The sequence below is a fragment of the Pseudomonas urmiensis genome, assembly GCF_014268815.2.
Lineage (GTDB): Bacteria > Pseudomonadota > Gammaproteobacteria > Pseudomonadales > Pseudomonadaceae > Aquipseudomonas > Aquipseudomonas urmiensis.
Window position 1 is genome coordinate 4,294,162 of the sequence record NZ_JABWRE020000001.1, and the last position, 12,729, is coordinate 4,306,890.

13 protein-coding genes are annotated in these 12,729 nt (G+C 63.2%); 8 read left to right on the plus strand and 5 right to left on the minus strand.

Features of this window, described 5'->3' with window-relative positions; all coding sequences use genetic code 11:
• The first annotated feature begins 47 nt into the window (after positions 1-47).
• The gene (locus HU737_RS19365; protein ID WP_186556691.1) at positions 48-524 is read left to right on the plus strand and encodes an Lrp/AsnC family transcriptional regulator; all 477 of its coding nucleotides are present in this window, start codon (positions 48-50) and stop codon (positions 522-524) included.
• A 55-nt stretch (positions 525-579) separates the two neighbouring features.
• Positions 580-783 carry a DUF2788 domain-containing protein gene (locus tag HU737_RS19370; RefSeq protein WP_186556690.1) on the plus strand — a complete coding sequence of 68 codons (204 nt, stop codon included), beginning with the start codon at positions 580-582 and terminating at the stop codon, positions 781-783.
• A gap of 63 nt (positions 784-846) precedes the next feature.
• Here HU737_RS19370 and HU737_RS19375 read toward each other — a convergent pair whose 3' ends face one another.
• The 4 genes from HU737_RS19375 to HU737_RS19390 form a co-directional block, all read right to left on the minus strand.
• The gene (locus tag HU737_RS19375; protein WP_225915625.1) at positions 847-1,479 is read right to left on the minus strand and encodes an rRNA large subunit pseudouridine synthase E; all 633 of its coding nucleotides are present in this window, start codon (positions 1,477-1,479) and stop codon (positions 847-849) included.
• 6 nt (positions 1,480-1,485) lie between these two features.
• Complete coding sequence (gene amn, locus HU737_RS19380; protein WP_186556689.1) at positions 1,486-2,973, minus strand: AMP nucleosidase; 1,488 nt, start codon at positions 2,971-2,973, stop codon at positions 1,486-1,488.
• Positions 2,974-3,117: 144 nt separating this feature from the next.
• Complete coding sequence (locus HU737_RS19385; protein ID WP_186556688.1) at positions 3,118-4,770, minus strand: acyl-CoA dehydrogenase family protein; 1,653 nt, start codon at positions 4,768-4,770, stop codon at positions 3,118-3,120.
• Between the two features lie 144 nt (positions 4,771-4,914).
• Positions 4,915-6,894, minus strand: a complete 1,980-nt coding sequence (locus HU737_RS19390; RefSeq protein ID WP_186556687.1) for a sensor histidine kinase — start codon at positions 6,892-6,894, stop codon at positions 4,915-4,917.
• Positions 6,895-7,160: 266 nt separating this feature from the next.
• Between HU737_RS19390 and HU737_RS19395 the strand changes: the two genes are divergently transcribed.
• The 4 genes from HU737_RS19395 to HU737_RS19410 all read left to right on the plus strand — a co-directional run bounded on the left by HU737_RS19395 (position 7,161) and on the right by HU737_RS19410 (position 10,705).
• Positions 7,161-7,958, plus strand: a complete 798-nt coding sequence (locus tag HU737_RS19395; RefSeq protein ID WP_186556686.1) for a hydroxymethylpyrimidine/phosphomethylpyrimidine kinase — start codon at positions 7,161-7,163, stop codon at positions 7,956-7,958.
• 21 nt (positions 7,959-7,979) lie between these two features.
• The gene (thiE, locus tag HU737_RS19400; RefSeq protein WP_186556685.1) at positions 7,980-8,603 is read left to right on the plus strand and encodes a thiamine phosphate synthase; all 624 of its coding nucleotides are present in this window, start codon (positions 7,980-7,982) and stop codon (positions 8,601-8,603) included.
• A 16-nt stretch (positions 8,604-8,619) separates the two neighbouring features.
• A complete protein-coding gene (gene hemL / locus HU737_RS19405; RefSeq protein WP_186556684.1) occupies positions 8,620-9,903 on the plus strand; it encodes a glutamate-1-semialdehyde 2,1-aminomutase in 1,284 nt (427 codons plus the stop codon).
• Between the two features lie 244 nt (positions 9,904-10,147).
• The gene (locus tag HU737_RS19410) at positions 10,148-10,705 is read left to right on the plus strand and encodes a tetratricopeptide repeat protein (protein ID WP_186556683.1); all 558 of its coding nucleotides are present in this window, start codon (positions 10,148-10,150) and stop codon (positions 10,703-10,705) included.
• Positions 10,706-10,708: 3 nt separating this feature from the next.
• Here HU737_RS19410 and HU737_RS19415 read toward each other — a convergent pair whose 3' ends face one another.
• Positions 10,709-11,035, minus strand: a complete 327-nt coding sequence (locus HU737_RS19415; RefSeq protein ID WP_186556682.1) for a DUF1820 family protein — start codon at positions 11,033-11,035, stop codon at positions 10,709-10,711.
• A gap of 209 nt (positions 11,036-11,244) precedes the next feature.
• Between HU737_RS19415 and HU737_RS19420 the strand changes: the two genes are divergently transcribed.
• Positions 11,245-12,243, plus strand: coding sequence for a PhoH family protein (locus tag HU737_RS19420; protein WP_186556681.1), 999 nt, complete (start codon positions 11,245-11,247; stop codon positions 12,241-12,243).
• Complete coding sequence (gene ybeY, locus HU737_RS19425) at positions 12,236-12,724, plus strand: rRNA maturation RNase YbeY (protein WP_186556680.1); 489 nt, start codon at positions 12,236-12,238, stop codon at positions 12,722-12,724. The genes HU737_RS19420 and ybeY overlap by 8 nt, the downstream gene beginning before the upstream one ends.
• The last annotated feature ends 5 nt before the right edge of the window (positions 12,725-12,729 follow it).

Below are 12,729 nucleotides of genomic sequence, written 5' to 3' on the forward strand. Positions count from 1 at the left end.
CCCTGGATTGATAATTCACCGCAATCCGAACAGAAAAGGCCCCTTTCATGAGCAAACTCGACCGCTACGACCTGAGCATCCTTGCCGAATTGCAGCGCGATGCGCGCATCTCCAATCAGGAACTGGCCGAACGCATCGGCCTGTCGCCCTCGCCGTGCTCGCGTCGGGTCAAGCAGCTCGAAGACGACGGCTACATCTCGCGCCAGGTGGCGCTGCTGGACCGCAAGAAGCTTGGCTTGAGCCTGACCGCCTACGTGCTGATCGGCATGGACCGACATACCCCTGAGCGTTTCGAAACCTTCGAGACTGCCGTGCGCAGCCTGCCGCAGGTGCTCGAGTGCAGCCTGGTTACCGGGATGGACGCCGACTACCAGCTCAAAGTTGTGGTACCGGACATGGACCACTACCAGAAATTACTACTAGGCAGCCTGACCCGTATTGAAGGCGTCACCAGCGTGCGTTCGAGCTTCGTGCTCAATCAGGTGCTGGCCAGCACTGAGCTGCCATTGACCCACCTGCGTTAACAGGTCTTGAAGCCGGGCGTATAATCCGCCGCTTCAGCCTGCCCGGAGAGCACCGATGGATCCTGCAAAATTCGAAGAGTGGATGATGATCACCCTGGTCACCCTCCTGATCGGCTTCATGGGCTTCATCGTCTGGGACCTGGCGAAAAAGTCCAAGGCTGGGCGCTTCGGTACGCTGATCCTGTTCTTCGTGCTAGGGCTCGGGGTGCTGGCGTTTATCATCAAGACCATCGTGGTGGGGATGATCGAAGGCGTTTGAGGGGCAGACTGCCCCCTGTAGGAGCAGGCTTGTCCCGCGATAGCGCCAGCACTGGCACGACACCTACAGCTTCGCCGCAACCTCTCGCCAACAGCCCTGATCCAGTCCGTCCAGGGTCCAATCGCCAATGCGCACTCGCACCAGGCGCAAGGTCGGCAAGCCAACCGCCGCCGTCATGCGCCTGACCTGCCGGTTACGCCCCTCACGAATCACCAGCTCCAACCAGCTGGTCGGCACGCTCTTGCGAAACCGCACCGGCGGATTACGCGGCCACAGCTGCGGCTCAGGCAACTGCCGAGCCTCGGCCGGCAGGGTCATGCCGTCATTGAGTTCAACACCCTCGCGCAGCTGCTTGAGCTGCTGCTCGGTCGGCTCGCCCTCCACTTGCACCCAGTAAGTCTTGGCCAGCTTGTGCTTGGGGTCGGCAATGCGCGCCTGCAAGCGGCCGTCATTGGTCAGCAGCAATAGCCCTTCGCTGTCGCGATCCAGCCGGCCGGCCGGATAGATGCCGGGGATATCGATGAAATCCTTGAGCGTCGCGCGCCCTTCGCCGTCGCTGAACTGGGTCAGTACATCAAATGGCTTGTTGAACAGGATCAGGCGCGGCTCGGCCGGCGGCGCCTTGGCTTGGCGACGCGGGCCGGCAGCAGGCCGCGCCTGGGGGCGGCGCGGCTTGGAACGGGGTGGCAGGGACATGGATCCTCAGCGGAACGGCGGCTCATCGAAGCTGCGCAGTTTACGCGAGTGCAGCGAATTGAGCTCGGTGCGCAGCAGATCCAGCGCGGCAATGCCGATCTTCAGGTGCTGGCTGACCGCCCGGTTGTAGAAGGCGTTGGCCGAGCCCGGCAACTTGATTTCACTGTGCAGCGGCTTATCGGACACACACAGCAAGGTGCCGTACGGCACGCGCAGGCGATAACCCTGGGCGGCAATGGTGCCACTTTCCATGTCCACCGCCACCGCCCGCGACAGGTTGATCAGCGGCCGCTCCTGGGCCCAGCGCAGCTCCCAGTTGCGGTCGTCGTAGGTCAGCACGGTGCCGGTGCGCAGGCGCTTTTTCAGCTCGTCGCCACGCTCGCCAGTGACTTGCGCGGCAGCTTCCTGCAGCGCCAGCTGGACTTCGGCCAGGGCCGGAATGGGGATGTTCGGCGGCACCACCCGGTCGAGAATGCCGTCGCGACGCATGTAGGCGTGGGCCAGCACGTAGTCGCCGATGGTCTGCGACTGGCGCAGGCCGCCACAGTGACCGATCATCAGCCAGCAGTGCGGGCGCAGTACCGCCAGGTGGTCGGTGATGTTCTTGGCGTTGGATGGACCGACGCCGATGTTGACCAAGGTGACGCCATCGCCATCGGCGGCAATCAAGTGGTAGGCCGGCATCTGGTAGCGGTGCCAGACCACACTAGCGACCAGCGCTTGGGTCTCGCCGTCATCCATGCCCTTTTCGATGATCACGTTGCCGGGCAGGACCATGCGCACGAAGCGTGGATCTTCGCGCAGTTGCTCAAGGCCATGGCCGATGAACTGGTCGACATAGCGATGGTAGTTGGTCAGCAGGATCCACGGCTGCACGTGGCGCCAGTCGCTACCGGTGTAGTGCACCAGGCGACGCAGGGAAAAGTCCACGCGGGCGGCATCGAACAAGGCCAGCGGCAGTGTTTGGGCGTTGCCCCAGTCCCACAGGCCATCGGCGATGTTGTCGGTGGCAGCCGACAGGTCGGTGCTGGGGAACACCCGCGCAAGTTCGGCGGCGGTAATGCCGGTGCCGGCCAGTTCGTCACCCTGCTCGACCACATACGGGTACGGGATGTTCTGTTCGCTGACGCCGACTTCCACCGTCACGGTGTAGTCGTGCATCAGCGGGCGCAGTTGCTCGAGCAGGTAACCGCGAAACGCTGCTGGCTGGGTGATGGTGACGCTGTAGGTGCCGGCGACCTGGACCTTGGCATAGGCGCGGGTGGTCGCGGCGACTTCGCCATGGCTGTAGTAGGTCAGGCGCAGCGCGGGATAGCGGTAGAGATTGCGCTCTTCGGCATCCGGTTCGGTGCGATCTTTCAGGTAACGTTTGAGGGCCTGGCTGAGGGCCCCGGTGGCCTGTTCATGCAAAGCCGCCAGACGGTCGACGGCCTGTTCGGGGGTATCAACGACTACAAACGCTTGGCTCACGCTGGGCTTCCTGTCTTCTGACATGCATGGCTTCCATCTTGCCTGCCTTCGCGAGCAATTACATCCCCGCAAGTCTGTTCGTCCTCATCGCGGGGCAAGCCCGCTCCCACGCACCCTCTATTGCCTGTGAATTGCGTGGGAGCGGGCTTGCCCCGCGATACAGGCGACTCAGGCCGACCACACTGGCGTAGCCCGCGCCACCAACGCCTGGACATCTATCCCACGCGGCAGCGCGCCATACACCCGCCCTCCGCCACCCAACCGGCTACCGATAAACGCATCGCTGACAACGCTATTGCCGGCCTCCAGCAGCAATTTGGCTTGCAACGCGATGGCAATATCCTCGGTCAGCTGGCGCGCCCGGTACTGGATATCGCCGCTATCGGCAAACGCGCCCTTGAGATTGCCGATATGCGCCGCCAAGCGCGGATCCCCATGGCCATCGCCCAGTTCGACGAACAGTGCATCGAGCACCCCAGGCTCCTTGGACAGCGCCCGCAACACATCCAGGCATTGCACGTTGCCCGAGCCTTCCCACGTGGAGTTGACCGGCGCCTCGCGGTACAACCGCGGCAGGATGCTGTCTTCGACATAGCCTGCGCCGCCCATGCACTCGGCGGCTTCATTGATCATCGCTGGCGCCCGCTTGCAGATCCAGTACTTGCCCACCGCCGTCACCAGTCGGGCGAAGTGCGCTTGCTGTGGATCGTCCAACTGATCCAGCGCCTGGCCCATGCGCAGGCTCAGGGCCAACGCCGCTTCGCTCTCCAGAGCCAGATCGGCGAGCACGTTCTGCATCAATGGCTGCTCGCTCAGCACCCGCCCGCCCACCTTGCGGTGGGCGCAGTGATGCGCCGCTTGGGTCAGCGCCTGGCGCATCAGGGCGCTGGAGCCGACCATGCAGTCGAAGCGAGTCATCGCGACCATCTCGATGATGGTCGGCACGCCGCGGCCTTCTTCGCCAATCATCCAGGCCAAGGCGCCGCGAAACTCGACTTCGCTGGAGGCATTGGAGCAGTTACCCAGCTTGTTCTTCAGGCGCTGGATATAGAACTGGTTGCGGTTGTCGTCCGGCCGGTGGCGTGGCAGCAGGAAGCAGCTCAGGCCCTTGTCGGTCTGGGCCAGGGTGAGGAAGGCGTCGCACATCGGCGCCGAGCAGAACCACTTGTGCCCGACCAGTTCATAGGCCTGGCCCGGCCCAGGCGCACCCACCGGATAGGCCCGAGTGGTATTGGCCCGCACATCGGTGCCGCCCTGCTTCTCGGTCATGGCCATGCCCAGGGTGACCCCAGCCTTGTGCCGGTCGCCGACATTGCGCGGATCGTATTCACGCGCCAGCACCTTGGGCAACCAGTACTGGGCCAACTCAGGTTGCAGACGCAGCGCCGGCACGGCGGCGAAGGTCATGGTCAGTGGGCAACCGGTGCCGGCTTCGGCCTGGCTGTGCAGGTAGGTCATCGACGCGCGGGCAACGTGAGCGCCCGGGCGAGGCTCAGCCCAGGGCAGCGACGGCAGGCCATGTTCGACCGCGGTGCACATCAGCTCGTGATAGGCGGGATGAAACTCGACCAGGTCGATGCGATGGCCGTAGCGGTCGTGGCTGCTGAATTCGGGTTTGTGCGCGTTGGCCAAAAAGCCTGCGGCCATCAGCGGGCCGCCCGCCAGGGCGCCGTAGGCATCGATCCGTGACTCGGCCCAGCCGGCACCGAAATGCCGCGACCATTGCTGCAAGGGAAGGTCGAGGCGGTAGAGGTTGGCGCCATCCAGAGAAGGCGGCTGGTTGGTCACTTCGTGGGTTTCGGCGTACTGGTGCAGGGTCATCGGGGGCTCCTAGATCCGGGTGGGCCTGAGAGTCCCAGTGAAGCACCGCTTGGCCTTCAGTCAAAGTGACAAAAATGCCTATGTAGGAGCTGCCTTGTCGGGGCGCCGAACCGCTGCGATGGGCCGCGCAGCGGCCCCAACACTCTAAAGCCGTGCCACCCGCCCAGAAGGCAACTGCACCTGCGCCACCGCCAGATTCAGGCTCAACTCAAACCGACTGCCCAACCCGCGCGTCGACTCATGCGACAACCTGCCCTCGATCAACTCGCCCAATTGCCGGCAGATCGACAGGCCAATCCCCAACCCGCCATAACGTCGGGTCATCGAGCCATCGACCTGGAAGAAGCGCTGATAAAGAATCGCCTGGTCCAGATCATCGAAGCCGATCCCGCTGTCACTGACGATGAACGACACCGCCAGGCTATCAGGCCCTACCCGGCGTCCGCGGACCTGGATCATCACCCCACCTTGATGGGTGAACTTCAAGCCGTTATCCACCAGGCAAGCCAGGCAGCGCATCAGCTTCTGCGCATCGCCAAGCAACTCGTCAGGTAGGTCAGCGGGAATATCCAGGCTCAGGTACAGGCCCTTGCCCAAGGCCTGTCCGGCAAATCCGGCGCGCAAGTCCTGTAGCTGACGCCGCAGGCTGAAGGGTACGTTCTGCGCTCGCAAGCGCCCGGCTTGCAGCTCCGTGAGGATGAGAATGTCGTCGACCATGGCCATCATGTCCTGCGCCGAACCTGCGGCGGTGCGATGGTACTGGGCATGCTCGGCGTTCATCGGCAGGGTATGCATCAGTTCCAGCGAGCCGATCACACCATTCATCGGCGTACGCAACTCGTGGGTGACCGTGGCCAGGAATTCGTCCTTGAGGCGGTTACTCCTGGCCAATTGCTGGTTCAACTGCTCAAGCGTACGGCCAGTTTCGCGCAAGGTCTGGGCTTGCTGCTCACGCAAGCTGTTGATGCGGTCGGCCAGGGCCAGCGACAACAGCGCCACTTCCAGCGCCGAACCCAACTGGCTGGCATACATGGTGATAAATACGTTGGGCAGGTAGCCAAGCACCATCAGCGTATTGACCAGCCCGCCGAGCAGAAACGCCGTCCAGGCAATGATGAACCAGCGCGCCACGCGCAAACCGCTCCACCAGGCGTACAGCCCAGCGGTAAAGATGCTCACCGTGAACAACAGCGCCAGCACCGTGGCCATGCGCAGCGCCACCCCATAGCGCAAGGTCACGGCCAGCACCATGACCACTGCCCCACCGAGCATCAACAACTGCAGCAGACGATCGAACCCTCGGCTGAGCCTGCCCAGGCGCAGGAAGTGGCGGGCGAACTGACAGCCGAACAACCCAGCGGCGCCAATGAACAGCGGCGTAGACGCATTGGCCCACCACGGGTTGTCAGGCCAGAAATACGCGACCCCGGCGCCATTGACCGACACCTGGTACATGCCGAACGAAGCGATATAGAGGATGTAATAAAGATAGCTGACATCGCGCACGCTGATGTAGATGAACAGGTTGTACACCAACATCACCAGCAGCACGCCGTAGATCATGCCCAGCACATATAGCCGGGTTGGCTGGTCTTCCATATAGGCATTGACCGACCACAGCGTCAGCGGCGCCTGGATCGAGCCTTGGCTGTGCAGGCGCAGATAAGCCGTGGTCGCCTGCCCCGGCTGCATGGGCAGTTCGAACAGATAGTTGTTTTGCAGGATCTGCCGGGTCGCGTAGGGCAAGGCATCGCCAGTGCGCTGCGCCAGGCGATAACCGCCCTGGCCATCAGGCAAATACAGCTCCAGGTGATCGAGCGGCGGATAGGCCAGCTCCAGCAACCATGGGCGGCTGCTTTGCGTGGTAGGCGCGTTGTAGCGCAAGTCGATGCGCAGCCAGAACACCGAGGTCGAATAACCGGCGTTGAGCACATCATCCTGGTGCTGGTGGAAACGATTGGCCCAGGCCGGCGAACTGACCTCGGCAATACTGGCGTTGCCTGCGCGGTCTTCGAAGACCTGCATGACCTTGCCCAAAGGCAGACGCCGGGTAGCGTCGTCGAAATCGACTGCTCCGGCGAGCACGGGCCAGTAGCCCAGAAGCACAATCAGCAAATAGCGCATTACAGCCCCAGCATGGTCTGTCCGGTCGCGTCGCGGCGGCCTCCCTTCCCTTTGAGACGACGGTATGCGGCAGAGCCTGTTTATCGAGTTATCCGTGCACTCTAGCATAGCTTCCCGGGGTGGCCATCAGCCACTGGTAAATTTACCAGAAAGGCTCTAAATCAATACTTTCAAGCCAGAACAAAAAACAATCCTGACCACTTGATCAACAAAATCCACATGCAGGGCGCTTCGCGCAAATAGGTTTGGTGGTAAGCTCGCCGACCATGAATACCTACAGCTCCCGCCCCGTTGTCCTCTGTCTCTCCGGCCACGACCCCAGTGGCGGCGCCGGCCTGCAGGCAGATATCGAAGCCCTGATCGCTCAAGGCTGTCACGCCGCGCCCGCCGTGACTGCCCTGACCGTCCAGGATACCGTCAACGTTTCCGACTTCCGCGTGCTCGACCGCGAGTGGGTATTGGCCCAGGCCAACGCCGTTCTCGCCGACTCCACGGTCGCTGCGGTCAAGCTGGGCATGCTCGGCTCGATCGAGATGGTCGACACGGTCGCCGAGCTGCTCGCTGCGCACCCGCACTTGCCGCTAGTCTGCGACCCGGTGCTGCGCGCCGGTGGTGGCGGCCGCCTGGGCAAGGACGAAGTCGGCTATGCCGTGCGTGGGCGACTGTTGCCGCTGGCGACCATCGCCACGCCGAACCTGCCCGAAGCACGCATCCTCGCCGAACTGCCCGAAGGCACTGCCGACCAGTGCGCGGAAAAACTCCTGCCGTTCTGTAGACACCTGCTGATTACCGGCGGTCACGGCGATGAAGAGCAAATCCACAACCGCCTGTACAGCCGCGACGGCCAGAGCCATACCTGGAAATGCCAGCGCCTGCCTGGCAGCTACCATGGCTCCGGTTGCACCCTGGCCAGCGCCCTGGCCGGTCGCCTGGCCCTTGGCGAGCAGCTCGAGAGTGCCGTACGCAGCGCCCTGGACTACACCTGGCGGACCTTGCGCGACGCCGAGCAACTAGGTCGCGGCCAGTTCGTGCCACGCCGACTGCCCTTGGACTTCTGTTCCTGATTGACGCACACGAGGCTTGAAATGAAGCTACGCGGTCTGTACGCGATCACCGACAGCCAGCTGCTCGCCGGCCGGTTTTTGTCCCATGTCGAAGCGGCGCTCGAAGGCGGTGTCCGCCTGCTGCAGTACCGCGACAAGAGCAGCGACCAGGCCCAGCGCCTGCGTGAGGCCGAGGCGCTCAAAGCGCTGTGCGAGCGCTACGCCGCCGAGCTGATCATCAATGACGACGCCGAGCTTGCCGCGCGCCTGGGCGTTGGCCTGCACCTGGGGCAAACCGATGGGCCGCTGACACCCGCCCGGGCATTGCTTGGGCGCAATGCGATCATTGGCTCGACCTGCCACGCCCAGCTCGACCTGGCCGCGCAGGCCGCCGCTGAAGGCGCCAGCTATGTGGCCTTCGGCCGCTTCTTCAATTCCGTGACCAAGCCCGGCGCGCCGGCCGCCAGCCTCGAGCTGCTGGAGCAGGCCCGCGCCCAGGTGAAACTGCCGATCGCCGTGATCGGTGGCATCACCCTCGACAACGCCGCCCCGCTGGTCGCCCACGGCGCCGACCTGCTGGCGGTGATCCATGGCCTGTTTGGTGCCGACGACGCCCGGGAAGTAACCCGCCGCGCCCGCGCCTTCAACGCCCTGTTCGCTTCCTGATTCGAGAGAGATTTCCATGTCCCGTTCCGAAACCCTGTTCGCCCAAGCCCAGAAACACATCCCCGGTGGCGTCAACTCGCCCGTGCGTGCGTTCAAGAGCGTTGGCGGCACCCCGCTGTTCTTCAAGCACGCTGAAGGCGCCTACGTCGTCGATGAAGATGACAAGCGCTACGTCGACTACGTTGGCTCCTGGGGGCCGATGATCCTCGGCCACAGCCATCCTGACGTGCTGGAGTCGGTGCGCAAGCAGCTGGAGCACGGCCTGTCCTATGGCGCCCCGACCGCCATGGAAACCGAGATGGCCGACCTGGTCTGCTCGCTGGTGCCATCGATGGAAATGGTGCGCATGGTCAGCTCCGGCACCGAAGCGACCATGAGCGCGATCCGCCTGGCCCGTGGCTACACCGGTCGCGACGCCATTATCAAGTTCGAAGGCTGCTATCACGGCCACTCCGACAGCCTGCTGGTCAAGGCCGGATCCGGCCTGCTGACCCAGGGCGTGCCAAGCTCGGCCGGGGTGCCGGCAGACTTCGCCAAACACACCCTGACCCTGCCATTCAACGACATTGCCGCGGTCGAGAAGACCCTGGCCGACGTCGGTCAGACCGTCGCTTGCATCATCGTCGAGCCGGTTGCCGGCAACATGAACTGCGTGCCCCCGGCGCCGGGCTTCCTCGAAGGCCTGCGCGAGCAGTGCGACAAGCATGGCGTGGTGCTGATCTTCGACGAAGTGATGACCGGTTTCCGCGTCTCGCTCGGCGGCGCCCAAGGCCACTACGGCATCACCCCTGACCTGTCGACGTTCGGCAAGATCGTTGGCGGCGGCATGCCAGTGGGTTGCTTTGGCGGCAAGCGCGCGATCATGGAATGCATCGCCCCGCTGGGCCCGGTCTACCAGGCCGGCACCCTGTCGGGCAATCCGCTGGCCATGGCTGCCGGCCTGACTACCTTGAAACTGATCAGCCGCCCAGGCTTCCATGATGAGCTGAGCGCCTTCACCAGCAAGCTGCTGGACGGCCTGCAACAGCGCGCCGATGCCGCTGGCGTGCCGTTCGTCACCACTCAAGCGGGTGCGATGTTTGGCCTGTACTTCACCGGCGCCGATGACATCGTCACCTTCGAAGATGTGATGGCCAGCGATGTGGAACGCTTCAAGCGCTTCTTCCACCTGATGCTCGAAGGCGGCGTGTACTTGGCGCCGAGCGCCTACGAGGCAGGCTTCACCTCGATCGTGCATGGCGAGACCGAGCTGAAGATCACCCTCGATGCGGCTGAGCGGGCGTTTGCCAAGCTGAAGTAATCGGCGCTCATACCGGCCTCATCGCGGGGCAAGCCCGCTGCCACGACGCGTCACATTGCCTCGTGGCAGCGGACTTGCCTTGCGATGAGGGCTAGTGTGATCTGCATCACACCGCCAGACCACACGCCAGCAAATCCCCACCTGTGCAGAAATTCGAGTAAAACTTTGTAAGGTTGGCGCTGCTTATCCCATAATGTGCCACCAGAGACATCGGACGCAGCTTTGCAGAGGTAAGTCGATCCCCATGAACCGCGCCGGCCGCGCCCTTACCCTGGGCTGCCTGTTGCTTCTTCAGCCCCTGCTGGCCCTGGCGGAGGGCGGTAACTCGTTGCTGATTCCAGCGACGGGGCGTTGCACCCTGAGCGCTCAACCCGAAGACCTGCAAACCGCCGTCAAGGCCTGTGAGCAAACCGCCGAGGCTGGGGATGCCCAGGCGCAGTACGAGCTGGGTGAGTTCTACTACACCGGCAGCGGCGATCAGGCCCCGCGTGATCTGAACAAAGCGCTCAACTGGTTCCAGAAAGCCTCGCTGCAAGGCCACGCACAAGCCCAGTACCGCCTCGGCTCGATGTTCTTCCATGGTGAAGGGGTCAAGGCCAACAACGTACAGGCCTATATCCTGCTGAAGATGGCTGCGGTCAACGGCGCTGAAGACGCGCTGGACATGGCCGACGAAGTCACCGAGCAGATGCCCCGCGACGAACTCGAGCATGCCACCCAGGTGCTGGGGCAGATCTTCCGCAAATACCTGCTCGAATTGCAGAACGCCGAAGGGCGCAGCCCCTTCTCTCCCCTGCCTTAAGCGTTACTTCTCCGGCATCGGCATCGGGAACGGCATGACATTGCCGGTGTTCTTCGCTTCGCTGATCTTCGCCGTACCCAGTCGCTCGACCTCATCGATACGCACGATCGAATGCATCGGCACGAAGCTGCGGATCACCCCCTCGAACTGCGCCTTGAGCTTCTCTTCGCTGGGGTCTACCACCACCTGGGTGCGCTCACCGAAGACGAACTCCTCGATTTCCAGAAAGCCCCACAGATCGCTCTGGAAGATCTGCTTGGCGTACATTTCGAACACCTGCCCCTGGTTGAGGAAGATGACTTTATAGATGGCAGGCTCAGGTTTGCTCATGATCGGCGTGGGGACACATACGGTTGAAAATGGGCCGCATCATAGCAGACCACGGCAGCCGCGCAGTGCCCCAGCACCCTTGCGCCGCCAAGCTGCACTCAGGCACCCTGGCTAGCAACGACCCTTGATCGTTTCAGTGCTTTCGCCACTGTCAATCAAGGGTTATTCTTGGGTTCACCTCTATTGCCGTCGAGCGGCCAAAAACGACCTTGAACGCACCCATACAACCTCATCGTTTCATCCTCGAACCTTTCGAGGCCCACCGTTTCGCCAACTTGTGCGGCCAGTTCGACGAGCACCTGCGCCTGATCGAGCAACGCCTGGCCATCGAGATCCGCAACCGCGGCAACCAGTTCGAACTGCTTGGCGAGCCCAAGGCCACCTCCGCCGCCGAGCAGCTGCTGCGCCGTCTCTATCGCGAGACCAAGGCCACCGAGCTGTCGCCGGAAACGGTCCACCTTTATCTACAGGAGTCGGCGGTCGAGCACATCGACAACCCGGCGGTCAATGAAGTCAGCGTCTCGCTGCGCACGCGCAAGGGCAACATCCGTCCGCGCGGCCTCAACCAGCAGCGCTACGTCAAAGAGATCCTGGCCAACGACATCAACTTCGGCATCGGCCCGGCCGGTACCGGCAAGACCTACCTTGCCGTTGCCTGCGCCGTCGACGCGCTGGAGCGCGAACAAGTGCGGCGCATCCTGTTGGTGCGCCCGGCGGTCGAGGCGGGCGAAAAGCTCGGCTTCCTGCCTGGCGACCTGGCGCAGAAGATCGACCCCTACCTGCGCCCGCTGTACGACGCCCTCTATGAGATGCTCGGCTTCGAACACGTCGCCAAGCTGATCGAGCGCCAGGTGATCGAGATCGCCCCGCTGGCCTACATGCGCGGACGCACCCTGAACAACAGCTTCATCATCCTCGACGAAAGCCAGAACACCACGCTCGAGCAGATGAAGATGTTCCTCACCCGCATCGGCTTCGGCTCCACCGCGGTGATCACCGGCGACATCACTCAGGTCGACCTGCCGCGCGGCACCAAGTCGGGTCTGGCGCACGTGATCGAGGTGCTCAAGGACGTGCCGGGCATCAGCTTTACCCATTTCCAGCCTAAAGACGTCGTGCGCCACCCGCTGGTGCAACGCATCGTCGAGGCCTATGACCGTTTCGAAGGCCGCCAGGCCCAGGCCGAGGCACCTGCCCGCGATGCTTGAACTCGACCTGCAACGGGCCACGGATGCCGCCGCCCCTGATGACGCCGCCTTCCGCCGCTGGTGCGAACTGGCCCTGCGCCAGCGCAGCGCCGACTCGGAAATGACCATCCGTCTGGTCGATGAAGCCGAAGGTCGTGAGCTCAATCACACCTATCGTCACAAAGACTACGCGACCAATGTGCTTTCCTTCCCTGCCGACGTGCCGGACGAGCTGCTCGACATTCCGCTGCTGGGCGACCTGGTGATCTGCGTGCCAGTGGTCGAGCGCGAAGCGGCCGAACAGGGCAAGGCGCTTGAAGCGCATTGGGCGCACCTGGTCATTCACGGCTGCCTGCACCTGCTCGGCTACGATCACATCGAAGATGATGAAGCCGAGGAAATGGAAGCACTGGAACGAACATTGCTGGCCGAACTGGGTCACCCGGACCCCTACGCCGACGACGAACTCCCTCACCACGATATCTGCAAGGAACACGAGTAACCGCC